The organism is Candidatus Bathyarchaeota archaeon A05DMB-5 (assembly GCA_019685655.1).
In the GTDB taxonomy this organism is placed as follows: domain Archaea; phylum Thermoproteota; class Bathyarchaeia; order Bathyarchaeales; family Bathycorpusculaceae; genus DSLH01.
The window spans coordinates 87,701-112,320 of sequence record JABFQP010000005.1 but is presented as its reverse complement, the minus strand read 5'-3'; the positions used below and the strand labels follow the sequence as shown (position 1 = coordinate 112,320).

Genomic DNA, 24,620 nt, shown 5'->3' with positions numbered 1-24,620 from the left:
GAAACGAGCGGATTATCGTTGGTACATTCTTGGTCCACCATTACCATTGAAGAAACGTAAAAGAAGGGACTAGTGTGGTTGAAGACTCTCTTGAACAATTGTTTGATAGAGCTAGAAAGGGAATCAACAAACTAACCGAAGAGGAACTGTTCATGATTGTATATTCTACCGAAGCTCCAGATATACTAAAAAAGATAGCTGAAAATGAGCTTGAAGAAAGGATAAACGATGCCCAAAGAGAAATAGCGGAACTTAAGGTTAAAAATACTCGTGTTCTTAGATGGAAACCGAAGCCATTACAGAAAGGAGTTTCTGATGAAGAACTAGAGAATGACATTGACTTGATGTATGAAAATGTCCCTCTATCTTCAAGGAAAAATCCTAAGAAATCCTCTAAAAAGAGAGGTTCTTACGAACCATCTCTTTTGAAAAAAGAAAGAAACACTAAAAAGAGAGGTGATTCTGAATGAGAGCATCTGGAGAATCCTTGGGAGATAGGCTTCGTAGATACAGAATGCGTCATCGTCCAAAAAGAAAGAGAACTTATGCTAGGTTCTATGGTAGATATAGGTCTGTAACGGGTGAAACAAGAGGATTTGAGTTCCAAGTAAGAGTCAGCCCTCAACTAAGCCGTAAACTGCAGTATCGTTTAATTACGCACACAGTCAACAAGATGAAATACGAGAAATCTTTACCCTACCATAAAAGACGAGAAACTTTCGCTAGTTTCCATGAACTATTTAGCGTTCCTTGGGTAAGGATAAGGAAGATTCTGGATTACGATGTGCAAATGGACTATCCTACGCCCTTTGATTAGATAAAGAAGTAGAACAAAAGAGGTGATTCTAAATGTCCGTAGTAATAGGGTTTACGACCTCTGACTATCTGATGTTAGACGCTGATTTAAAGAAGACCGAAGAAGTTGTTGAATGGGCTAGAAAATACGCTAAGAAATACCACTTAGGTTCTGTGCTGATAATGAAGACCAGTGATAGTTCTCAATTAGACCTTTATGGAAACAAACTTTCTAACCTCAGCCTAATCTTCGGAGAGCCTCTACCTTGGCAAGAAATAATGCTACATATAAATAACGCCTATAAAGACGGAATGGTTGATAAGAAGTTCGTTAAGATGCGTTTTCAAGGATTCATTACAGAGAGAGTCAATCGAAAGAACAAGCGAATAGACTATCCTAAATATTTCAAGTATATTCCCAATGGAAACAATGAAGGATGCTTTGAATACCTAAGATGGCGAGCATGGTATAAGAATATAGGCTGAGGACTAACGTGGAAGACTTTAAAAATGTTATCCATTGTTTAAAGGACAATGAATGCTCTAAAGACACATGCGATTTCCATTTTTACTGTTTATACGTTAAGGCTAGGTTGAGAAAAGGATACGTTCGAGATTTTAGAGGAAAATGGCACAAAGCGACTAAAGAGGAAGTGAAGCATTATGAAAGAAATTTCGGAAAAGAATGGGTTAGAAAACATCTTCAAGCTTGAAGATGTGGAAATATTAGCACCCATAAAAAGAAGAGGTTTACCTTGTTCTAAGGATAAGGCTAATGTTTGCTTGGATGCTAATTGTAAGCGAAGGATTTACACTCTTACCAAGGCTCAACTAAAAAAGCTAGAGTTAGCTCAAGAACTAACCGATGAGGAATGTACGCCTAGTATTTGTGAAGTAGAAGGCTGTAAAAAGAGGCTCTATCCTAAATTTATCAAGCTATCTTTTTGCATTAAAGCGAAGTGCCCTAACTTACAGAGAGATAAGGTTCAATGTAAACTAAAGCCTAAACCTAAAGGTAGATTTAGCCTAGAACGTAAGGGACATACTTTAAGGATGCACAAAGGCACTGATAAAGGCTGGTTTTATAGGAAGATGAAATAATGGTAAGAAGAGTAAGAAGAAATTCCTCATCTCTTGATAAAAAAAGAAGAAGGAAATCAAGAGAGAGTCGCACTAAAGAGCAAATAGAAGCAGAAAACAAGCTTCAAGAGATTGTAATAAAGGAATTGACTAAAGAGGCTAAGGCTAGAAAGAAGATTCTCGTAATAACTGCCGAAGACTACATGAACCGTTCTATCGCTAGAATGTTCTTGGAAAGAAACAGATTAGCTAAGAAAAGAAAGGTTGACTATGTGGTCTAAGTTCGCTTCTTACTGAAGCGAACGTAAGTTTATCTGTAATCTTTTTTCAAAATTCATAAACTATAAGTTGAATACCTTGGTAAACGGAGTGTTTGGTAACATCACAAAGGAAGTAATAAAATGCCGTTATTTGGTGGAAAAAAGAACAAAATAGAATTTGATGCACGTAAAGAATTGCCTAAGGAAATAAAAGACAACATCGCTGCATGGGAATACACTCATAACTTCAAAGTTCATTACAAATCCAGCGGACTACAGGTTTTGGCAAGTAAGCTCGATATATCTATTCCTTCAGATACTCCACAATTGCCTTCCCATCAAGAAGTCGTAGAAGCAGCTAATGCAAGATTACAAGGGTCAACTTTTGCAATCCAAAAAAGTGGCACCGTCTTTTCCTCAACACTTGGTAGATTTGGGAAGAAAGACCTTACTTTCAGTTATCACATTACTCATGCAGAATATAAGGAATCTATTGCATTCCGAAAGGGACAAGAAGCTTGGTAGCCCTTCCTTTTTACTATTAGCCCTTGATACTTTTTCTCTTGCCCTTCCCTTGAGGGAAGGGCTGACACGAAGTGTCTGGGTAGGGTGACATAATTGTTGTTATTCAGGAGGAGGAGGGGATTCAACCTATATATAAGGGGGGCTATAACTTCTCAAACCCAAAACAGTTCACGGCAAAGTTAAAACTTCAACCTTAACCTTATACCCATCCTTCAACTTCAAATGCTTCCTCAAACAAACAGGAGCAACAATCTCAATAACCGAAGAATCATAATGACTCCTCAAAGCCGTTATAACAGCACCCTTCACCTTATTCTCAATTATCGCAGGATAACACCTAACAGAACCAAAAGTGCGATTCTCATTCCTAAAACCCTCAACCTCAATAGAAGGATAAGCCTCAAGCTCCGAACGAGTTTTAACATCATAATCAGTTGTAAGCTTAAGATTAAGCGTGCCTGGATACGGGTCAAAACCCAACTTCTCCAAAAACTGCTTCCTATAACGCTCCTTCGATATGTAATAAGCTCCCTCACCTAACCCAGTGAAAACTATTCCTTCCAAAGTTATCGAAGGCGGATAGGCAGCTTCCATCAAAAAATGCAGCGTAGAATAAAGCTTTTTCAACTCTTTCACGCCTAAATCAGTAATTTTAATCAGGCATCCATCAGGCGTTATTGTCCGCTTAATCAATCCTTTAGCGTCCAGTTCAATTAAGTAACGTGAAGCTGTCTGCTGGGAAGCACCTAACTTTCCAGCTAAATATTCAGTGGAAATTTTTGCTGTTCGCCGATGAGCACCCATCTCAGCCAATTTTAAAAGCGTAAACAAGTGACGCCACTCTTGCTTTTCAGCCATTTATTTTGCCTCTGCTTTCTTGTTTACTTAAAAAGGTGATGTGTTGTGTATTTAAGCGACTCGAAAAGGTGATGAGGCGAATATCTTCTTAGGATTTGAATTGGCTATACATAAACTAATCTAATTTTCCGTAACCTTGAAGAATTATGTCACATCTTCTACATTTGCCACCTGCCAGAAAAACAATCGCAAACATTCCACACGAAACTCTCGTTTCACATTCTTCAAACAAACTTTTAGTGACATAAACCTAATTTATAAGTAACTTGCATAATTTTCTGAGCTAAAACCATTACAACATTACTCATGCGCCAAAACGCCTTTTACGTTTCTGAAAAGTTCTAACTGCACGCAAAAGGTCTATTAAGCGAAAGTCAGGCCAGTAGACATCCAAAAAACAAAGTTCGCTGTAGGCAGACTGCCAAAGCAAGAAGCCACTTAGCCTCTCTTCTCCAGAAGTTCTAATAATTAAGTCTGGTTCTTGTTTGGGCATGTAAGATGTGTACAAATACTGTTCGAAAAGTTGTTCATTAACCTCCCTTGGATTTATCTCGCCTTCTTGCACTTTTTCGGCAATTTTTCTTGCTGCATCAACGATTTCTGCTCTTCCTCCATAAGCAAAGGCGATGTTTAAGAAATGCTGGTCATAATCTTGCGTAGCCTTTTCCACATCCATTATTAAATTCTGCAAACTCTCAGGCAACAGATTTATCCTGCCAATTACCTTTACACGCACCTTGTTTTTGTGTATGCGCTCATCTGTTAGAATTTTCCGAAATTCCTCTTCTGCGATACGCATAATTTCTTCAACTTCATTTTCTGGCCTAACGAAATTCTCTGTAGAGAATGCATACAGTGTTATCGATTTAACATGAAGTTTCTGGCACCAATCAATCAGATCTTCAACTTTTTTTGCTCCTTTTTCATGTCCAAGCCATGGGTCAAGAGCTTTCCCAGACGCCCATCTTCTGTTTCCATCCAGAATTATTGCTATATGCTCCAGTTCTCCACCGTTCTTAACTTGGTGCCAGAGCCATTTCTCATAGAGTTTGTATGCTCCAATGACTGAGAGTAAGGTTTTAAACATCACTTGCACCTTGCATTCCGAAGGGCATTAGAACATGGGCAGTTATTCCCACGTTCTAGGGGTAAACCTTTAATGGTTTCAAATAAAACTTGCTCTAGCTTAGGCATAAGTGTTTCACAGATTTCACGCACTTCGTGTGTAGTCAACTTTTCTTGCATGCCAGCAGCCATATTTGAAACGTAACAGAAACCGGCATAGCACATTTCAAGCTCGCGTGCAAGCACAGCCTCGGGTATTCCAGTCATCCCCACAACATCACAGCCTAAACGTCTGAACATTTCAATTTCCGCCGGAGTTTCAAAGCGAGGCCCTTCGGTGCACACTAACACAGCTTTATCCCATGTTTTTAATCCAATTTTTCTTGCGTTTTCAGCCGAAATTTTGCGAATTTCTGGACAGTATGGCTGAGAAACGTCAACGTGGGTTACTGGAGTTTCGTCGTAAAAGGTTGTGGAACGTAATTTCGTGAAGTCAATGAAATCGTGAGGAATAACGATGTCGCCGGGTTTGAAATTGCGATTTATCGCACCCACAGCGTTTACGGCTATTATTCGCGTCACACCAATCTCATGCAAGGCGTAAACATTTGCCTTATAGTTTATCTTATGCGGCGGAACAAGATGTTTCGGGCCATGTCTTGGAAGAAAAACAACTTTTTTTCCCTCTATGTTGCTAATAGACAATGGCGGAGCTATTCCATAAGGTGTTCCAACGTGTAGCTGCTTAGCGTTTTTAAAGAAGCTTTCGAAGCCTGTTCCACCGATGATGGCAATTTTAGCCTTCTCCAAGATTTTCAACCTGCTCTTCTGTCTTCTTTAAAAATCCTTTTGCAGACCTATGAATTACAAAGACAACTAGAACTGAGGCTACGCCTATCAAGATGCCAACGACAATAGAGAGAATCAGTTTGTCGTATCCCAATTCTGGTCTGATTAACACTGTTGAGGTCTCATCAAGAATTACTCTAGACCACGCTACAGAAGCAATTAACGCTGCATTGCGCAGTAATCTACTATCACGCTCAAAATACCAACGTATAGCCCTTCCAACAAGCGTTACAGAAATTCCAACTATTATAAGGTCCATAGCTCCTTTGATAAAGTATCCGGTTAGCTTTGGCAGAATGCTTAGCCAACCAGCCATGTCCATCGGTGGTGGCGTCTGAATCGCGGCAAATGATGCAGCATTATTCCAGCCGAGGAAAATGCCAACACCTATGCATAAGGCTCCCGCGACTGCGGTATAATTTGAAATCTGTACTGGAAGGGGTGGCGGCGAATATTCCTTTATCCAGTGGTAGAAGTTCTTTACTGTTTTGTCAATTCCGAAGCCTTTTACGAGAAGGAATAAGCTTACGACGAAAATGAATGCTATCCAATAGTAATAGAGTAGATTGAAGAATGAGAGAATTCCCCATATTAGTATAAGTAACCCCGGCAAGCCTAGTGCAACGCGAGAATAACGTGGATTTTCCATGAGCATTTTAAGATAGCGCGTGAACAAAGCGGCTGTTTCCTCGATTGACTCGCTGTGTTTTACCACTATTCTCCGAACAGATGTCACTGGCACTCTGGACTCTATGAGTGGCAAAACTGCCTGGTCAGAGTATCCGTCAGTAACCAAAATGACCTCACTTGCAGGAAAAAAATTCAATAGTTCGCCTAGTTCAGCGACTATTTTTCTGTCGGCGCCGACTCCGCCAAGTTCAGAGCCAGCTATTGTTGCTATTTCAAACGTTTCTTCTGGTTTGTTTTCGCTTTTTAATCGGTCATATATGCTCACTGCTTCAAACATTGCGTTTGCGTCAGGCTCTTCTGGGTCTTTTAGGGCTAATGCTACCGCTGCGTTAAGATTTTCGTCTCTCCCGATGACGGGGGTTTTAACATTGGTTTTTATTCCTAAATCGCCGTCTCTATCCACGCATAGAATAAGAATTTTTTTCTGCGTTTTTTCTTCTGCTTCTTCGGCTGCCATCTGAGTTTCTATTCTCCTATAGTTAATTAAGAGTATTTTACTTTAATCTTGCGCTTTCATTCCTTTTTCTGCTAGCAATTGAAACTCTTCCCATGTTAATTTCTCGCCTCGTCTAAGTTTTTCTCTTGCTTGACTCTCAAGTTTTTCACGAAGGATTTCCTCTGTTTCCTTTTTTTCTTTGGCTTCTGCTTCTTGAATTTCCTCTTTTAATTGCTTTATCTGGCTTGAAATTTCCGCTATTTGCTCGCGAAGAGGATTTGCCTTTTCTTTTGATTGTAAAAAGAGCTTATGCATGTTATCTGCTTCAGTTTTGATTTTTTTGGATTCTTCAATTTTATTTAGCATTTTTTCGTGAAGTTTCTGGCTTCTTTGCACAGTATCCATTAATTTTTCATGTCGAAGTCTGCCTTGGTCTCTGAGAGTTTTGATTTCAGTTTGTAACTTCAAGATTTGTTGGTTCAATTGATTAAGCTTTTTATGAACGCTTAGTTGAGTTTCTAGCTGCTTGACTTTTTCAACAAGTTCTTTTTCTTCCCGTAGCTCTAACGGTGTTGTTTGAATTTTCCACTCGAGGTTTTCAATTTCTTTTTGTAAGGTTTGAAAACTTTTTGAAGGCTTTTTTGGCGTTAAAGTTTTGATTTCTTCTCTTAGCTTTTTTATTTCCTCGATTTTTTCGTGAATTTCTTTTTTGGAGGCTTCTCTTTGCTGCTTAAGCTCTTTTACTTCCTTGTTTAATTTGTCTCTTTCACTTTTCAATTCGGTTATTTCTGCACGCTTTTTCTTAAACTGCTCGTTTAGTTTGTCTCTTTTTTCTGCCAAATCCATTGCTTCTGCGTCTAGCTTGCTTTTTTGTTCCTTTAATGCCAGAAACTTTTGCGTTAACTCTTCGATTTTCTGGGTTTTCTGCTGCTTTGACAACAATTCTTCCTCTTATTTGTGCATTCCTTGAATCTGTTTGATTAGCTTTACTAATTATTTGATGTTAAAAGAGGCGGTTACTGCGTTTAAACTGGCGTTTTCGTGGAGTTTGCATGTCTGAAAAGTTTTCTTCTTAATCAAACTTTCACGTTTATTCGAGGATTATTCTTGCGTCTACTGTTTTTGCTCCCTTTTCGTAAACCATTATTGGGTTTAGGTCCAACTCTTTTATTTCTTGATGTTCCATTACAAGTTTTGACGTATTCAGCAAAATTTTAACTATTGCGTCAATGTCTGCTGGAGGCTGATTTCTATACCCTTTTAACAGCGGATACGCCTTAACTTCCATAATCATTTCTCGAGCTTCCTCTTCAGTTATAGGCGCAACACGAAAAGTCACATCTTTTAAAACTTCTACAAAAATTCCGCCCAGCCCGAACATTATTGACGGACCAAACTGGGGGTCTTTGATTGCACCGACTATTATTTCTGTTGAGGGTGGAGCCATTTCCTGCACGAGTATGCCCGTAATTTTTGCTTTTGCCCTGTGCTTTTTGACGTTTTGTAGGATTTGGTTGTAAGCGTTTCGAACTTCTTTTGCATCTTTTAGGTTGACAATTACTCCGCCGACATCAGATTTATGAAGAACATCTGGCGAGACAATCTTTAAAACTACAGGATAACCTATTTTCTCTGCAAACTTAACAGCTTCCGCCTCATTCTTTGCCAATTCAAATTTTGTAACAGGAATCCCATACTCTAGGCATACAGTTTTAGCTTCATTCTCAAGCAGGTTTTTTCGTTTCTCTTCGTAGACTTTCTTGAATATTTGTGCAGTTTTGGTCAAGACAACCCAACCTTAGCAATGGTTCTTTTTTGGTGATGCTATGTTCTGATTTTTCAAATTAAAATCCTTTTGCTCTTTTAGCCTAAATTACTATGAGATACAAACCCACTTATAGATGCCATCATTCTGTAATATCCAAGCATCGCAACCAACAGGCCCAAAAATCCAATCATTTTTTGTTTCATCCCAATAGTACCATACCCAGTATCCTTCAGCATGATTGTTGATTGAATTCAAAAAGATGTGACCTGGTTCCATTGTTGCCCAATAGGAGTATTCTATGTGTGCAATTTTTCGGGTTAAGTCAAACAATGTTGTGCCCGCGACTGTGCTGGTTTTATTGTGCCATTCTATGGTTTGGTTGCCATAATCAATACATACGCTTATGTGTATCACGCCTAATTCGCCTACATAAACTTCCAGTTCCTTTTTTGATAGGGACGTAAGTAGAGTGTAGAAATCGTCAAGTAGTGAACCGAATTCTTCTTTTGTTACTGTGTCTTTCTTATTGAGCGTTTGAAACTTGTCCAATAGAGTGTTATATGTAGTATTAAGTTCAGGAAATGTGTTTAATGTTGCTGTGTAGTTTTCTCGCAAATTAGAAAGCAGTGCTTCATATCTGCTCATTAACGAAGAGTAATCGTCTCCTGTAAACCATCGATAATCTCCGAATAGTACGCTGTAGTCTCCAGATAATAAATTCCATCTATTCACGGATACATCATAGTTTCTTGTTATGTTGTCTAACAATTGTTGCTGATTATTAAGTTGTTCTCGATACTTCACTTGTTCGAGATAGTAATAGGCTGCAAATCCCGAGGTTATCGATGCCCAAACAATAATTGCTAATGTTATGAACACGATTGTTCTTTTTTCAACCAATTTTTTCCACCACCAGCAGCTGATTTACAGCTTTGATTAATGGGAAGAAAGCTAAACCAAACACCGCTATGTTCGACGCTGTATGTATTAATGAAAATGGCGTGCCATATCCAAGTGCGGTTATTATTGCCAGAGTTGGGTCTGTTCCAATAATTATATAGAAAAGAGCCATCCCCATATTGGTTACTAAATCATAAAACACAGTCAAAGCCGCCCCTAGAACCGCAGTCTCAAACGGATTTGGCTTCTGCGTATATTTCTTGTATAAACCGCCAACCCCACCAACCACACTCATACCTAACATTTGAAAAGGCATGTTTAAACCAGCAAACCCCCACGGCGAAAAAAACCCATTAACAAACATAACAAAACCCCCAAAAAACACTCCAACAAACGAACCAAACAAAAAGCCAACAACAAACGAAAAAAGAGAAGTAAACTCAACATTAGGCGGTCTCGGAGCCAACTGAACCGCTAAACATAACCCTGTTAAAACACCAAAAAAAGCTGTAGCACGTGAATTTTTAAGTGGGTTAAGCATAGATCTTGGATGGATTATCCATCCATATAAACCTTTCCATCCGTTTACTCTGAAACGGTTAAGAAAGCGAAAATTTTTGCGTCATTAACCATGTTTTCTATTTTTGCGTATTCGTTTGGTTGGTGGGCGGTTTCGTCTATTGTACTCCAGACTACTGCAGGAATGTTTATCCTTCGGAAGAAGGCGGCGCATGTTCCTCCGCCGATTCCACCCGCTTTTGGTTCTACTTTTTTGATTTTTCTTATTGCGTCTTTCAGCATAGTGACTATTTTGGCTTTTGCGTCTGTGGGTTTCGGTGCAATGCTTTTCTGCAAGACTTCAATTTTTATTGTAGCTCCAGTTTTCTTTTCATACGCTTTTGCGAGTTCTTTAATTTCGTTTAATATTTCTTCTGGGTCGTAGTCTGGTAGAATTCTGCAATCAAAATAGGTTATGTCTTCTCCTGGAACGATGTTTACAGCGTCGACATTTTTTTCTTTCTTTGTCGGCTCAAATGTGCTCTCTGGCGGATTGAAATACTGGTTTTTAAGCGAATATTTTTGGTGCAACATTTTGTCCAAGGCTAACGCGTATTCCATTCCGATACGATGTGCGTTCAAGCCTTTGTCTGGCATGCTAGCATGTGTTTGCTTTCCAATGGTGCGTATTCTGAACCATAAGGCGCTTTTTTCAGCTATTTCAATGAAACTTCCGTCCTCGTTTCCTCCGTCTGGCACAACAATCAAATCGTCTTTTTTGAAAATTCCCTGTTTCGCCAAATACTGAATTCCGTACTTGCTTCCTTGCTCTTCATCTGCAACAAAAGCTAAAGCAACCGTTCTTTTCGGCTTTATTTTCAGACTTTCTAAAGCTTTAACAGCGAAGATTGATGCAATCATAGATTGTCCGTTGTCTTCGCTGCCACGTCCATAAACTCGTCCTTCGCGGATAGTTGGCTCGAAAGGTTTCGTAATAGTCCAAAGGGAATTTTCTCCTGGTGGAACCACGTCTAAATGCGTTATTATCCAAAGGCGTTCGGACTTGTTTTTTCCGTAAGAGTATGCTACGATGTTTGGTCTCTTTTTTGAAGGAACACGATTGTCTTCAGCTTCGAAGTGTTCTATCTTGTCAAAATTCATGTTTTCCAATAATTGCATTAGTTTTTCAGCTTTCTCCGTTTCTCCTTCTCCGCCGTTTTCTGGAGCAATCGCTGGGATGCGGATAAGCTCAATTAACGCGTTAACCATGTCGTCTTTTTGTCTATCAACTTCGGAAAGAATGGTTGAATACTGCATATGCCTCACGTCTTTAAGCAATTAAGTAGACTATCTGCTTATCACCTTTAACGTTTGCTAGAGCAAAAAAGGATTGGAACTTAGTGCAGTTTCTAACTCAATTGCTGCAAAGCCCTAAGTCGCTTTACTATGTTTGGGTGTGTAGAGAAAATCTCGATGATTCTGTCAACTGTTGTTACTTTCTGTGAAAGAATTTCTTGGACTAGTTTTTGTTCGCTAGAGCTTGACATTGTTGCTATTGCCATAGCGTCTGTTTCTGCGCGGTCTGGGTCAGCGATAAACAGAGCTTTAAATGCGTTGAGGTGTTGTGTATCGTTTCTGGTTCTTCGGAGGTTTTTCGACGCTTGAACTATTTTTGCTAGGCCTTCTGAAAGTTTTCTCGAGCCATCATCAACAATTTGCACGCTGTGTCTATCTGCGTAGTACTCGCGGAGGCGGCTTAGATATAATATGAACATGTTTAGAATCCATGAGAAAGCCATGAATCCTAAGCCTAACGCGGCTCCGCCACTATCATTCCTCTGTTTACCATATCTTGACGAGAGCATAAGTGAAAAGCCTATGTAATAGAATAATGCTGGCAAAAGAGAAACAAACATCATTATCTGTACGTCTCTGTGCTTTAAATGCCCGAGCTCGTGCCCAATAACCGCCTCAACTTCTTCTGGTTCTAAAGTTTTTAATAATCCGCTTGTGACGGCTACTCGGTTTCCTGCTATGGGCGAACCATAGGCAAATGCGTTTGGAATGGGGATTTGTGCAAGCATTAACTTAGGCTTTTTCATTCCGCTTTTCTTACTCAAGTTTTCGACAACTTCATGGAGTTTTGGATTTTCGGTTTCAGGTATTTCGCGTGTGCGATAAAGTCCGTCGATAATGTATGGCGATATTAGCCACTGGAGAATGTTGAAGGCGACAACTAGGACGCCTAAAGTGATAATGTCGAAAACGCCTGCTAGCGTTAGAACTACAGTAAAAACTAATGTGGATAAGCCAATTATTATGGCGAGGGTTCCAAAGATTGAGAGTCGAAGTTTCCAGATGCTCATTTTTTTATCCCAATAATGTTCACGAAACATATACTCGCTTATATTTTTTGCCCCGTAAAATTGAAGAAATAAGTTAATTTTAAATGGTTAGTACGTTAACATTGGTTGTATGGGCATCCTTGTTGATGACATTGGAAGTTTTCCATTACCACTCAATATAGACCGGAAAATGTTTGAGAAGGTGTATGTCTTAGCTAGAAAGGCAATAATAGATGGAAAAGACATAAAAAACAACGATTTTTTATTAAACAACTTTTACCGTGTCGTAATTGACTCGTTTAAGAAAAAACTTGAGGCGGGATTAGATGTCGCCAATTACCCGCAGCATTATGACATATACAAGCAATTTGCAGATGTTATACATGAATCAATGAGCAAAGGCACATACATTGTTGAGGAGAAGCACGCAATAATACCAGAAGTGAGAGTTATCCAAGAAGCAGCTAAAAGACTCTACGAAGAAAAAGGAGAAAAAATTCTATTACGCGTTTGCGTCACTGGACCCTTAGAGCTATATGTCAGAGAACTTGGAGCAACTCTGTATAAGGACGTATTTCTGATGTTTGCGGAGACAACAAGACGGTTTGCAAAAAACTCTTTGTTAGATTCAAAATACGTTAAAACCGAAGTTGTATCCATCGATGAGCCAAGCTTCGGCTTTCAAGACATAATCGCTGATAGAGAAACAATTTTAGATGTTATGGAGAAAGCCTTCGATTTCAAAGGAGCTACAAAACAGATTCACCTTCATTCCTCTTCGAGAATTCCAGAGTTATTAGAAGTGAAAAATCTTGATGTAATATCTTTAGAGTATGCTGCTTCTCCTAGGAACATCGAAGCAATCTCAAGAAAGATGCTTGAAAAAGCAGACAAGCAGATAAGAATTGGCATCTCACGAACAGATGTAAATTCAATAATTGCCGAACTATATGAAAGGGGCATAACAAAACCACATCCAGAACAACTGGTTGAGGATGAAGAAACAATAAAAAGAAGATTTATTGCAGCCAGAAGCAAATATGGAGACTGCATGACTTTTGTAGGACCAGATTGTGGCTTGGGAGGCTGGCCAACACAAGAGGCAGCTAAACTGCTTTTAGAGCGGACAGTGAACTCTGTGAAAAAAACTTTAAAACCAGTTTGTTTGCGCTAATTGCAATGAAAAGTTTGATAAAGGTTTTCAGCGTTAATGTTACTTATGAAACAAGAAAATCTCGTAAAGCTTCTTTTTGAACTCATCAAAAACTCAAAGCGAAGCGATAGAGACTTAGCAAAAATATTGGGCATTTCCCAACCTACTGTAACTAGGTTACGCAAAGTTTTGGAAAAAGAAGCCATAACCCAATATACGATAATTCCTAACCTTTGCTATCTAGGCTTTGATCTCTTAGTTTTCACTTTTGCTCGTTCAAAAGAACTTGTTCATCCTCTTTGGGATAAAGGAAAGGAATGGGCGAAACAACAACCTAGTGTTATGTTTGTATCTACTGGTCAAGGAATGGATTCAGACGCGATTATGGTCTCCGTGCATAAGAATTATGCTGATTTTGTCAAGTTTTATCACGTTTTTAGAAGAGATTGGGGCAAGTATTTAGAGGATTTTAAGACTTTCATAATAAGTTTGAAGGGTAGCGTCCAAACGAAACCGTTCTCATTCAACTACTTGATTGACGCCTACAAAAAAGAATCAGCCAAATAACAAACTATTTTTTTCCATGTTTTTTCTCTTTTTCTTTCATTGCTTCAAACAAAGCGTGGAAAATAGTGTACCGCTCTGGGCTAGTAGAGGAATACTCATCATCATTGTTCTTTCTGTTTTTGTTTACCAAAGCCTTCTCCGAGGCAATGGAATCACGCATAATATATCAAGGATATTTCAGCCAATGACATATAACAAAGAAACAACACACAGTCTCAATTGCACATTTAACGCTTTTGTTTTTCTCTAAATTCTGAACTAACTCGAAGCAGTGACGCTATTGCTATAACTTGCAACGTAAGAGTATAAAGAATAATAAGAATGAAGGACGCGCTCAAATCAGCAAACAAACCAAACACTGCACCACTAACGACGAAGCCAACACCATAAGCCGTGTTAAATATGCCGTATGCTGTGCCTCTGGAAGAAACTGATGTGAGTTCTGAAACTGCTGCACGATAAATTGACTCTTGCATTCCAAGCACTACGCCAAATATTATTGCAGCAACTATTATTGTAGACAATTCAAAGCTGACTAGAGTAAGCAAAGAAGGAAACATAGAAAGAACAAATGGTACAACGAGGGTTTTTACACCAAACTTGTCATAGGCATATCCTCCAAGTAACGCAATTGGGGCGTCTACACCCTGAATAAGCAGATAGATTAATGGAACAATCCACGTTTGTCCTGTAGGCTGTAAAATCTGTGATGCTCTATACAGAATAAGTGTGTAAGATATTAAGCCAGCAGTGTTCAAGAGAACAGCAAAAGTGTAAATATAGAAAGACTTTGTCAATCGTTCTTTCTTATCACTCTTCCCTTGGAGTTCTACGTCAATTGCCTTTGAGCCTATTTTTTTGTAAGTATAAGTCAAAAAGGCTAAAAGCATCAGGAAAGGTATGAAAAGAAGGCTCAAAGTATAATTGTAATTGTTGCTAGTTAAAAACATCAAAGTAGCCACTATCGCTGGTCCAAGCATACCGCCTATCTGGTCCAGAAACTCATGAATACCGAAGGCTTTGCCAGCTCCCACACCTTTGCTTACAATAGACAATACGGTATCTCTTGAAGGCGACCTGAAAGCCTTTCCAAACCTTTCAAGCAAAACAAGTATTATGGCTACTTCTAAACCGAGAGGAATACCCAAAAACGGAATTGAGATAATCAAGCCGTAACCTAAAAATATGAAAAACCAATAGGCACGAGTCGTATCCGCCAAAAATCCACTAACAAGCCTGAAGGCGTAGCCTAAAAAATCTCCTAGGCCACCCACAAAACCTACAACAAAGGCTGTGGCGCCTAAAAGCTCCAGATAGCTTGGAACAATTCCTCTGGAACCTTCGTAGACGACGTCACCAAGCAAACTTACAATTCCGAGAAGAAGAATGGCAAGGTAAGCGTTTTTTCTATTATTCGAACTTGTTTCTTGTCGCATTTTACCGCCTAGTGAATACTTTTGGTAGAGCCTTTACTTTCTTTGTTGCGTGATAAAACGTTTTATTGCTTTTTCATGCTTTTCCAAGGATTTTCCAAATGCTTCTGTCGCGTCTTTTTCAAGCCAGTTTAGATAAGCTAAGCTTACAACGATCACGTCTGCTATATCCACTTCAATATCTTTTCCAAATCGTCCTTCAGTAATGTATTTCTCTGCAACTTGACCTACCTGTTCAGCCAGAAGAGTTATGAAGAAACTAGACGTAAAAATCTCCTTTTTGTGGGCTTCATAGGAAATTTTCTTCACGGCTTCCTGTGCTTTTAATAACATTTACATCAATCCTTTTCTCTTTACTCTTAAAAAATTGAAGTATATAAGATTAGAAGATGAAACTGGGTTTCTATGGATTTTGGGTTCTAGCTTTATCCCATGCCCGCGTTATTTCTTTAACAAGTTGTGGATAGAGCCTGAAAATATCTTTGGGGTCTTCAACGTAAATGTAAAACATATAATGTCTAGCAAAACTCGTTAACTTCGTCGATTGATATTCTGGCTTTCTAGGTAACCTTTCCACATAACGCTCAATAACCGCATCTAAGATTTTTTCAAGTTTTTCTGTAGGCAAACTATGATCAAAAGTTAACTCAAATCCGTAACAAAATAACTTTGATTCCTCCTTAAAGCGGAAATTTATAATATCTTTATCCAAGATGCGTAGAGTGCTTATAGAAGCCACAGCATTTGTTGGCGTCAGAATTTTTGCGTAGTTTAACGTTATTTCTTGCACTATGCCTTCAACACCGTCTATGCGAACATAATCACCCACGCGGAATGGTCTGGTAACTAGGATAAACAAACCAGCTATTAGGTTTCCAATTGTGCGTGTAGAAGCAAAACCAACTGCAGCGCCACTCAAAGCTGAAAAACTGACTATTACATCTGCCGGAATTCCTCCAACATGCAGAAGCGCCACAGTTGCTCCGATAAGTATTATGAGTCGACCAGTTAAGACTAGTCCATTTCCAACTTCGGGAGGCATTTCAGTCCGCTTTATGACCTGCCTCAACCATCTTGTTATTACGCGTTCTAAAACTGTTGCAGCAGCGGCTATAATGATTACCCATATTACAGTAATCAAATATGGGTATTCAGCAAAGATGTCGAAAGCCATCAACCTTAAACTTCCTATATATTAAATATGGAACAGTAGACCAAAATCTAAACTTAAGTTTATCTGATTTTACACTTGAAAAATAAAAGAGAAAGATTTTGTTAGCGAAAGTTTTTATTGACGTTAGAAACTTACATTGGCATTACTTTAGAGGATGAAATGTTATGGCTCTGCAGAAAGGAGACTTCATACTGATAGACTTCACAGCTAAAGTTAAGGAAACAGGTGAAGTTTTCGACACAACCATCGAAGAAACTGCCAAAAAAGAACGCCTATACAAAGAAGGTGAAATCTACGAACCAAAATTAGTCGTAATCGGCGAAAGTTGGGTTCTCAAAGCCTTGGACGAAAGCCTAGCAACAATGGAAATCAACAAACCCACAACCGTGGAAATTCCACCGGAAAAGGCTTTCGGAGCTAGAGATTCCGAGAAAGTCAAAAGAATATCTTTGAAGCATTTAGCTGATAAAGGAATAACTCCCAGCCTTGGGATGCGCATCGAATACGACGGAAAAATGGCTACCATACGCGCGATAGGCGCTGGAAGAGTTCTACTAGATTTTAACCCTCCCTTGGCAGGAAAAACTCTCGTATACGAAGTTTCTGTCAAAAAGAAACTTGAGACAACAGAAGAGAAAATAGCCGCGCTTATTCATCGCCGAATACCCGGCGTGGAACAAGCCAAATTTAAATTCACGGTTAAGGAAAAAGCAGTCAGCATAGAAATGCCCGAGGAATCTTTCTATTTAGAAGGGATTCAAGTGGCAAAAAGAGGCATAGCCATGGACATACAGAAATTCTTCCCAAAAATAACCACCATCAAATTCACAGAGACCTTTAAAGCTGAACCTAAAACTGAAAAGAAAGCTTAATTATAAATCTACCTCAAATTTTGTTCTTTAACTAAATCTTTTGTTGCTTGCCTAACTGCCTCTTCGCTGGTCAGTTTCGGCTTCCACCCTAAAGATTTAAGCCTACTCACATCTAGTAACATGTTTTTTACATCGCCTTTCCAACCTCTTCCTCCCTCAACGCCGCCTGTAACCTTGAATTTTACATTTTTTAGCTTCATCTCTTCTACTACAATTTTGGCTATAGTCTTTACGTTTACTTGGTCTTCAGACCCTACGTTGAAAACTTCGATGGGTTTTCGTGCTCTTTCTAAGCCTAACAGCAAGGCATCTATGCAATCAGTAATGTATAGATAGGATTTAGTTTGGGTTCCATCTCCAAGAATTTCGAGTTGTTTCGGGTTGTTTCTAAGTTTTTTGATAAAGTCATATATTACTCCATGCTGGCTCCTTGAACCAATAACATTGGCTAAGCGATATATTACAGCTTTGAAGCCGTAAGTGTGTGCGTAAGCGGTTATCATTGCTTCACAAGCAAGTTTTGTGGCTCCGTAAACTGAAATTGGCTCTAATGGGGCATAATCTTCCGGTGTTGGGATTTGTTCCGGTTCACCGTAAACAGTAGATGAAGATGTGAAGGCAAATGCCTCAACATTTCCTGTTTTTCTGGCAGTCTCCAAAAGGTTGAATGTAACCACAATATTTTGTTGAAAATGCGTTTTAGGATCTATCGAACTTAATCGAACTTCTGGATTAGCAGCGAGATGAAAGACGATATCACAATTTTCTATAGCTTCTGATACATCCTTCTCGTTTAATAAGTCACCTTTCACAAGTTTAAAGTTGCTGTTGTTTAGATGCTGTTTAACATTTTGTTTTGTTCCGCTGCTAAAGTTGTCCAAGACATTAACAACTGCTTTTTGTGCCAAAAAAGCATCTACTAGATGGCTACCTATGAAACCAGCTCCACCAGTAACGAACATTTTATTGCTGTTATACATCTTTCTCATTAGCACTCCGTTAGCACATTGTATTAATGGTATAAAAGTAAAGAGTTCACCTTTTAAGAAATATGGCTGAAAAACCTCGGATTATTAGGTGACTGATAAAAATTGTCTATTTCGGTATACCTCAGCCCACAATTATTGTGCATGTGTTATAAGTTGACTTTGTAAACCCAGATTCTGTTTTCTTCATAATAGACTTTTTCAAAGTAATATCTGGTGTCCATTTTTTTTATATAACTCTTTAAATTTTGAATGCTAAAAACCCAATTATTGTTAATTACATCAAGATAAATAGGTCTAGAAGTTATCACAACATAACTGACGTTGTATTCTTTTAGCAGCCGAATTGTCTCACAATATAGGTTGGTGCCTTCATTGAAAAGTACGGCGTGGAACCACATTCGCTTTTCTGCATCTGAAGCTACTAGATCTTGATGAACATGTGAAAAAACGGTGGGTCTATTGCCGATTGCTCTCAGCCACATGCTCATATCCCAACTATTTACTATAAAAATGTCATCGGCGCTTGTGTTCTGCTTTACCCAATCAAAAAAAGCGGTGTAATCTTGTGTGGTAGGCCATGATGCCAGTTCGTTTGTGTGTGCAATTGAAGTTACAAGAAATGGGGTTCCAACTAAAGTTGTTATTAGTAAGACTGTTATGTGGTTTGCTGGAATGTTTTTGTTCTTTAATCGGAGCGTACGATTAAATTTTTTGGCAAAGGACAGAATGTAAGTGGTAATTGCGGTTGCTATCAGTATGTAAAGGGTGAGTGTGAGGTAAGGCACTAATCGATGTGCGTAGAAAAGAGTGGCGGAGAACGGTATGTTAACAAAAATGTTGCGAAAGGGTTCAAAAATTGGTGCAATGCCTGCTAAGAGTAAAGTGAAACAACAAGAGGCTGGTAACAACAGGCTTTCATGTTCTTTATAATTTTTGCGAAGCACTTTCCATGCAATTTTTACCGCAACTATCCCTACAATTAACCATAGACCTACGATGGCGAGATTAGAAATTGGTAGAAATAATATTTTGGGGATATCCTGTGGAACTAATGCCAAATATGAGCCAGATGCAAACGCCATTATAGAAGCGGTTTTGGAATACATGTTTCCTTGTTGAGTAGTTAATGGAGCAATTTGAAATATTATTGGAATTGCTGTGCATGCGCCTATTCCAAATATTCCTATTATTGCTTTAAAGATGGTTTTTGCTTTTTCTTTTATGAGGAAAGCGAATGCGGCGTATCCGAGAAGTGTTAAGGCGCAGTAGAAGACAGTAAAGAGGTGGATATAAAACATTGTTCCAAATAGAATACTTGTATACAGCAGTTCGTGTCTTTGTTTGTTTTTGATATATCTAGTTAAATGCAAAAGTGCTAGTGGGAATAGAAATAGCCCTATGTTTTCTGCGAGTGGGTTCATTGTGACTCCGTAAATTAGCAACCATGATACAGAGAAGGCGGTGAAGAAAGTTGTGAACAAACTTGCATTAATGGATTTTGTGGTTTCTAAACTAAGAAAGAACATTGCCAATATCGTTGCTACTCCATAAATTGCTGGAAGTATGCCCATTAACTTAACCAATGGCGCCTGGGTCATGAATTCAAGTGTTACTATTAAAAATTCAAATCCGAGTGGTGTGATAGTGTATGTCGAAGAAGTGCCTTGAGGCGCAAGCGAAAGACGGTCAAAATGGGGGATTCTTCCAATTTCAAGAATGGCGTTTACTTTCATGTAATGGTTGTTAGGGTCTAAATCTAAGAGAGCATTAACTTTCATGAACGGTATAGTTTTCACAATTGTGCCAAAAATAATGATTAATGCTAGTATTATCCAATGAGATTTTTGCAATTGTAGTGATAATGCGGCTGGCTCATTTATTGTAGAAGTTTTGCTGCAATGCTTTTTGCAGAAAATCTTAATTATAATGTTGCCGATGGTTATAAGTGACAAGCTGACAAATACTGAGGTTAGGCTTATGCCACATGGTAGCGCATTCAGCAAATAGCCTAGAATTCCTATTATTAATGCGCTGAAAGCAAAGCCTGACATGAGTTTTTCAATGAAAGTGTCTATTTTTTCGCCAAATAATGCATCTGTAAGGGTATATCCATGTAATACAAGTGTGAAAATGGCACCGATAATCCATCGGAAGTAAACTAAAGGGTAGGCGTTGCTGGGAACAGCATATAGGGCAAGTGCGGTTATTAGAATTATAATCAGAGGAATCCATATGTCCATCGTTTTTTGTAGTGATTTGTAGCTTGTCATGCTGATTACGCTTCTTTTTGATTGTATTCTCGTTTAGCTTAAATGAGCTCTTATGAAAGTTGAATGAAATTGAGGTACCAGTTATTATTTTTATCTACGTTAACGAATTTTATTGTGTTCCATCCTTTTTTAAGAACACCTTCTGGAATGGTGACGTTTTGTGTTAACCACTTCATTTTTAAAGTTTCTTCTACGAGTGACAGGTTGCCAACTAAGATGTTATTTACATAAACTTGAACTTGATTGGTGGTTGATGTTTCAAGAAAGAGATTGTTAATTGTGAGCTTGGTTTCGTTTCCAAAAGACGAATATAAGAAGTATTCTTTGTATCCACCGTTTTTTGTGAAGTTATCAAAGATGTCAAGTTTTTCATCATTGTCAATATCGAGGATTTCAGAGCCTATGTTCAATGAGGAAGAGTATTGAACTTCAAATATTAAAATTCCCCGATTAGGCTGCATTGCATCGGTGGAACCGAATCCTATGTAGTCTAGATAGAAATTATTGTAAGGGTCCATGTTCTCCACGAACACCTTATTTATTTCTTTTAAAACTTCTTTTGGCACTTCTATTTGATATGTTAGCCATTTTCCCTGTTGTTCTTTATTTGCTACAATTTCTTTAATGAGAACACCGTTTACGTATATTCTGATGGGTCCATAGGTTCCTTTTTTGTGGAAAAGTCCACGTAACGTTAAGTTAGTTGCTGAGTTGGGGTTTGTCAAAAAATATAATTTCGAGTTTCTATCAGTTCCGTTCCAAAGGAAAACTTGGAAAGTTTCTGGCACTCCATCACCATCAAAATCGCATGTGTCTGCTACTTCCTTGATGAAAGGTTTCAATGGGAATACAGGTTCAAAGTAGTGCTTGCTAAGTAATTGATATGGGTTTAAGTTATATGATCTGAACCATGCTTCTGCCTCGGTGCTCATGTATATAAATTTAATGTCGTAGTCTTCGACAATTTGCAGAGATGTGTTAAAGGGCGAACTGAAAATGGCTTTCAAGTCGTTGATTCGTTGTTCTAGATTCTTGATGTAATAGTCTGCAATCATTGTCTGAATAGCAACAACTCTTACATTAGTAAGCGAGGAAAGAAGAAAACCTACTTTAGGAGAAGTAGCAATGACAAATCCTTCAGCATTTTCTCTTAACCATAAAATGCCATCAAGTTCTTGTATTAGAAAACTTCTGGAGTCATCTTGTATTCTAACTTCGGGTAACAGTCCAACTGAAAAAATCGTTCCGATAATCAAGAAGCATTGTACGACGTAAAGGATTTTTCGTCTACTAATTCGATCCAAGTTTCCGATGTGTTTCTCTAAACTTGGTAAACACAAGACTGCTATTATTGACGCTGGAGCTATGAGATACCACGCGAATCTATCGTTGATCAGAAATATGCCAAAAAGATAGGCGTTAGACATCACAATCAAAAAAATCATCCATGACGCGAGTATCATAAATCTGCCAGTGGGTATGGTTGAGACATCACTTCTAACTTTGTGGCTAGCAACCAATAAGAGCAAACTAAACATTAGTGCACCAAAGAGCGGTAAATGAAGCAAGTTAATGTAATCTTGAATTGATAATGTTGCGTATGTTTTAATCGCGCCCGTTTCTACCGGCAAACCTGCAAAAATTATGTGCAAGACGTAAGGTGACGATATTAAAATACCAAACAACATTACTAGCAAAATGGGTCGTCGCAATCTTACACCACTACGTTTAACAAAGGATACACCCAAATAAGTTAGTAACACACCATAAGAAACCACGGCCATAAAATGATATGATAATGTTATAGTAGCGAGAAGAACACTGCTCACCGAGAGGTTACAAATTGACTGGTGTTCACTGTAATCAATTATTGACCTTATGAACAGCGGGAATAGTACAAAACTGACTAAAGCTGCAACATACGGATATGCGAAAGAGTTCATAAGTTCTGCTCCGTTTGTGGCTAAGATGGTTGAATGCAAGAGTGAGGAGAAATAATACAGAAATGACGCTAACGATGCGTATTTTGGCTCCACATATTCCAGTGCAAGACTATAAAAGGCTAGAACTATCGGTATAGCAAAAATTGTTGGCAAAAATGAGAATAATTGAAGCATCTGTAACTGCTCAATACCTCCAATTATACTAATGACCGCAACTAAAGCATGAGCACCTGGCGTATAACCATGGACGAACTCTGGAAAATACGGATTCATTGTAGGAATCTTTGCAGTTTCCATGATTGTTGATGAGTATTTTATGTGAAAATACGTGTCCCAACCAATCGGCAAAAAGTTATTAACTATCGATATGGCTATCTGTATGCTTAGAACTGCTATAAGTAAAAGAATAATTGCGTAGTTTTCGTTTTTCATGGTGCCACCTTAGGTAAGCTTATTTCACCATTGAAAAGGCGGTCTTTATGAACAAAATATACATAGAATCCTAAATTAACATTGGAATATATTCTCTCAAGATATTTCTTACTATCCATCCATTGCAAATAAAGAAGAAACGAATCATCAGGAGCTGGAAACACGTACTTCTTGTTCAATATGTTTAAATTGGATTGGTTCTTTACGACGATGACATAGCTAACATTGAAATCGTAAAGCAATCTCTGTGCTATGTTGTCGTCATATCCCTTAATGAAGACTGAAGATTGAAGCCACATTCTTTTTACTAGATCCGGAGTTGCTAGGTCTTGATATGATATTGTGAACACCGTTGGCCTTTCCGCAATCGTTTTCACGAGCTCTCCTAAACTTATTTCATTCAGAAGGAAGACATCACTAGCATTTGTATTGTCTTTTGCCCATTTTAAAAGAGAAACATATTGTTTTGCCCAATAAGCCCATTTATAATTTGTCGAATATTCTACTGATGATTGTATTGAAGGAAGAGAAATGGCAATTAATACTACGAGCAATACGAAAGTGGTTATTCCCTTCTTAAAGGATATCTGGAATTTCGGCTTGTTGTTTATTCTAACCAAAGGCAACAAGTATTCAGCGATAAAGATTCCGCCTAGCAAACTTAAGACTAATGGAAGATAAGGCATCATAACTCGATGCGATAGAATAATAAATGCGCCAAAGGGGATATCTGCTAGAAATTGACGTAAAGGAGTAATCAATGACAGAGCAATTATGCCAAACATGACAATGCTGCCAGATACGAGGATTAAATAGTTCCATTTACGTTCGAGAAAAATAAGAAGAATAGCCATCAGACTTAAAAAGACCACGAGCTCTCCAACATTGTAAAGCACAACGTAAAAATCTATTACTGGATAAACAGGCTCTATAGAAGCCAGCCACAAGGCACCATGAGTAAAACCTGAAAGATATGCAAAATCTCTCACTGAAAAAAATTGAATCAAAACAGCGAAAAGGGATATTAGTAGCACTTCAAAACCGATAACGAGCATTCTTCCTCGCTTCTCTGCAAGGCACATAAGAACAACATACACAAAAATTGTAACAACTAAATAAAAGTACGTAACTGGATGAATCAAAAGCGAAATGCCCAAAAGTAAGCCAGAAAAAAGTAGAAAACTCTTTTTTTCTTGAACAGTGCACTTCCAAAAGAGAAACAGAACAAGCGGAAAAACTACGCCCCCAAAATTTTCAGCCAAAGGACATGTTCCAATAAGAGATATCATCGCCCACCCTCGCGGTATTGCAACGAAAAAAGCTGCGAAAAGACCAGCCCACCGAGAATTTGTCAACTCAGTCCCAAAAACATAGACGGTAAGTAATAACGCCACTTCACATATAACTGGAGAAAAACTCAAAACTGCAGAGGCATTCGCCCCAGAAATCAAAGTCAATGCAGAGCTAAGCATGTAATACCCTTGAGACGTAGAATAAGTGGCATAAGTTCCATTAGGCGCAGCCGAGAGAGCATCAAAAAGAGGCATTCGACCATAACTAAGAACTTCGTTAACCGCACGGAGATTACGGTAAGGATCAAGGTCTGCCAACCAATCTGCGCTTATGTCAAGAATCGGTATCAGCCTAATATAGGTTCCAAGAACCAGAATTGCTAAAAGCCCAATATATATTAGAATCTCTGAGTGTTTCACTTGCGC

Annotated in this window: 27 protein-coding genes; 9 read left to right on the top strand and 18 right to left on the bottom strand. The window is 38.5% G+C overall.

The window, feature by feature from the left end; genetic code table 11:
• The first annotated feature begins 74 nt into the window (after positions 1-74).
• From HM003_07590 to HM003_07565, 6 genes are all read left to right on the top strand, one after another.
• Positions 75-470 (top strand): hypothetical protein, encoded by a 396-nt coding sequence (locus tag HM003_07590; protein ID MBX5329195.1) that lies wholly within the window; start codon positions 75-77, stop codon positions 468-470.
• Entirely contained in the window at positions 467-817 is a 351-nt protein-coding gene (locus HM003_07585) for a hypothetical protein (protein ID MBX5329194.1), read from the top strand. Before HM003_07590 ends, HM003_07585 begins: the two co-directional genes overlap by 4 nt.
• A 32-nt stretch (positions 818-849) precedes the next feature.
• A complete protein-coding gene (locus tag HM003_07580) occupies positions 850-1,281 on the top strand; it encodes a hypothetical protein (protein MBX5329193.1) in 432 nt (143 codons plus the stop codon).
• 177 nt (positions 1,282-1,458) lie between these two features.
• Positions 1,459-1,896 carry a hypothetical protein gene (locus tag HM003_07575; GenBank protein MBX5329192.1) on the top strand — a complete coding sequence of 146 codons (438 nt, stop codon included), beginning with the start codon at positions 1,459-1,461 and terminating at the stop codon, positions 1,894-1,896.
• Positions 1,896-2,156 (top strand): hypothetical protein, encoded by a 261-nt coding sequence (locus HM003_07570; GenBank protein ID MBX5329191.1) that lies wholly within the window; start codon positions 1,896-1,898, stop codon positions 2,154-2,156. The genes HM003_07575 and HM003_07570 overlap by 1 nt, the downstream gene beginning before the upstream one ends.
• Before the next feature lie 120 nt (positions 2,157-2,276).
• Complete coding sequence (locus HM003_07565) at positions 2,277-2,660, top strand: hypothetical protein (protein MBX5329190.1); 384 nt, start codon at positions 2,277-2,279, stop codon at positions 2,658-2,660.
• Positions 2,661-2,828: 168 nt separating this feature from the next.
• Here HM003_07565 and HM003_07560 read toward each other — a convergent pair whose 3' ends face one another.
• From HM003_07560 to HM003_07515, 10 genes are all read right to left on the bottom strand, one after another.
• Positions 2,829-3,518, bottom strand: a complete 690-nt coding sequence (locus tag HM003_07560; GenBank protein ID MBX5329189.1) for a DUF120 domain-containing protein — start codon at positions 3,516-3,518, stop codon at positions 2,829-2,831.
• 304 nt (positions 3,519-3,822) lie between these two features.
• Positions 3,823-4,605 (bottom strand): di-trans,poly-cis-decaprenylcistransferase, encoded by a 783-nt coding sequence (gene uppS, locus HM003_07555; GenBank protein MBX5329188.1) that lies wholly within the window; start codon positions 4,603-4,605, stop codon positions 3,823-3,825.
• Positions 4,605-5,393: an S-methyl-5'-thioadenosine phosphorylase gene (gene mtnP, locus HM003_07550; GenBank protein MBX5329187.1), complete on the bottom strand. Its 789-nt coding sequence runs from the start codon at positions 5,391-5,393 to the stop codon at positions 4,605-4,607. The genes uppS and mtnP overlap by 1 nt, the downstream gene beginning before the upstream one ends.
• Positions 5,380-6,579 (bottom strand): DUF373 family protein, encoded by a 1,200-nt coding sequence (locus tag HM003_07545; protein ID MBX5329186.1) that lies wholly within the window; start codon positions 6,577-6,579, stop codon positions 5,380-5,382. Before HM003_07545 ends, mtnP begins: the two co-directional genes overlap by 14 nt.
• A gap of 42 nt (positions 6,580-6,621) precedes the next feature.
• Positions 6,622-7,497 (bottom strand): hypothetical protein, encoded by an 876-nt coding sequence (locus HM003_07540; protein ID MBX5329185.1) that lies wholly within the window; start codon positions 7,495-7,497, stop codon positions 6,622-6,624.
• 151 nt (positions 7,498-7,648) lie between these two features.
• A complete protein-coding gene (locus HM003_07535) occupies positions 7,649-8,344 on the bottom strand; it encodes an acetate--CoA ligase family protein (GenBank protein ID MBX5329184.1) in 696 nt (231 codons plus the stop codon).
• A 90-nt stretch (positions 8,345-8,434) separates the two neighbouring features.
• Entirely contained in the window at positions 8,435-9,226 is a 792-nt protein-coding gene (locus HM003_07530; GenBank protein ID MBX5329183.1) for a hypothetical protein, read from the bottom strand.
• A complete protein-coding gene (locus tag HM003_07525; GenBank protein ID MBX5329182.1) occupies positions 9,219-9,767 on the bottom strand; it encodes an ECF transporter S component in 549 nt (182 codons plus the stop codon). The genes HM003_07530 and HM003_07525 overlap by 8 nt, the downstream gene beginning before the upstream one ends.
• A 44-nt stretch (positions 9,768-9,811) precedes the next feature.
• Positions 9,812-11,041: a M20 family metallo-hydrolase gene (locus HM003_07520; protein MBX5329181.1), complete on the bottom strand. Its 1,230-nt coding sequence runs from the start codon at positions 11,039-11,041 to the stop codon at positions 9,812-9,814.
• Positions 11,042-11,133: 92 nt separating this feature from the next.
• Positions 11,134-12,090, bottom strand: a complete 957-nt coding sequence (locus HM003_07515) for a M48 family metalloprotease (protein MBX5329180.1) — start codon at positions 12,088-12,090, stop codon at positions 11,134-11,136.
• Positions 12,091-12,259: 169 nt separating this feature from the next.
• On the opposite strand from HM003_07515, the gene HM003_07510 reads away from it, so the two are divergent.
• Together HM003_07510 and HM003_07505 are read left to right on the top strand one after the other, a co-directional pair.
• A complete protein-coding gene (locus HM003_07510) occupies positions 12,260-13,243 on the top strand; it encodes a hypothetical protein (protein ID MBX5329179.1) in 984 nt (327 codons plus the stop codon).
• 45 nt (positions 13,244-13,288) lie between these two features.
• Positions 13,289-13,789, top strand: coding sequence for a winged helix-turn-helix transcriptional regulator (locus HM003_07505; protein MBX5329178.1), 501 nt, complete (start codon positions 13,289-13,291; stop codon positions 13,787-13,789).
• Between the two features lie 4 nt (positions 13,790-13,793).
• Here HM003_07505 and HM003_07500 read toward each other — a convergent pair whose 3' ends face one another.
• From HM003_07500 to HM003_07485, 4 genes are all read right to left on the bottom strand, one after another.
• On the bottom strand, positions 13,794-13,949 hold the full coding sequence (locus tag HM003_07500; protein ID MBX5329177.1) for a hypothetical protein: 156 nt from the start codon (positions 13,947-13,949) through the stop codon (positions 13,794-13,796).
• 67 nt (positions 13,950-14,016) lie between these two features.
• On the bottom strand, positions 14,017-15,225 hold the full coding sequence (locus tag HM003_07495) for an MFS transporter (GenBank protein ID MBX5329176.1): 1,209 nt from the start codon (positions 15,223-15,225) through the stop codon (positions 14,017-14,019).
• A 33-nt stretch (positions 15,226-15,258) separates the two neighbouring features.
• Entirely contained in the window at positions 15,259-15,555 is a 297-nt protein-coding gene (locus HM003_07490) for a hypothetical protein (protein ID MBX5329175.1), read from the bottom strand.
• Between the two features lie 70 nt (positions 15,556-15,625).
• Positions 15,626-16,396 carry a mechanosensitive ion channel gene (locus HM003_07485; protein MBX5329174.1) on the bottom strand — a complete coding sequence of 257 codons (771 nt, stop codon included), beginning with the start codon at positions 16,394-16,396 and terminating at the stop codon, positions 15,626-15,628.
• A 164-nt stretch (positions 16,397-16,560) separates the two neighbouring features.
• Between HM003_07485 and HM003_07480 the strand changes: the two genes are divergently transcribed.
• The gene (locus HM003_07480) at positions 16,561-17,268 is read left to right on the top strand and encodes a peptidylprolyl isomerase (protein MBX5329173.1); all 708 of its coding nucleotides are present in this window, start codon (positions 16,561-16,563) and stop codon (positions 17,266-17,268) included.
• A gap of 8 nt (positions 17,269-17,276) precedes the next feature.
• On the opposite strand, the gene HM003_07475 is transcribed toward HM003_07480, so the two are convergent.
• The 4 genes from HM003_07475 to HM003_07460 all read right to left on the bottom strand — a co-directional run bounded on the left by HM003_07475 (position 17,277) and on the right by HM003_07460 (position 24,614).
• Positions 17,277-18,248, bottom strand: coding sequence for an NAD-dependent epimerase/dehydratase family protein (locus HM003_07475; protein MBX5329172.1), 972 nt, complete (start codon positions 18,246-18,248; stop codon positions 17,277-17,279).
• 155 nt (positions 18,249-18,403) lie between these two features.
• A complete protein-coding gene (locus HM003_07470; GenBank protein MBX5329171.1) occupies positions 18,404-20,527 on the bottom strand; it encodes a DUF1616 domain-containing protein in 2,124 nt (707 codons plus the stop codon).
• A gap of 50 nt (positions 20,528-20,577) precedes the next feature.
• Positions 20,578-22,902 (bottom strand): hypothetical protein, encoded by a 2,325-nt coding sequence (locus tag HM003_07465; protein MBX5329170.1) that lies wholly within the window; start codon positions 22,900-22,902, stop codon positions 20,578-20,580.
• Positions 22,899-24,614 (bottom strand): hypothetical protein, encoded by a 1,716-nt coding sequence (locus tag HM003_07460; GenBank protein ID MBX5329169.1) that lies wholly within the window; start codon positions 24,612-24,614, stop codon positions 22,899-22,901. Before HM003_07460 ends, HM003_07465 begins: the two co-directional genes overlap by 4 nt.
• Positions 24,615-24,620: the final 6 nt, after the last annotated feature.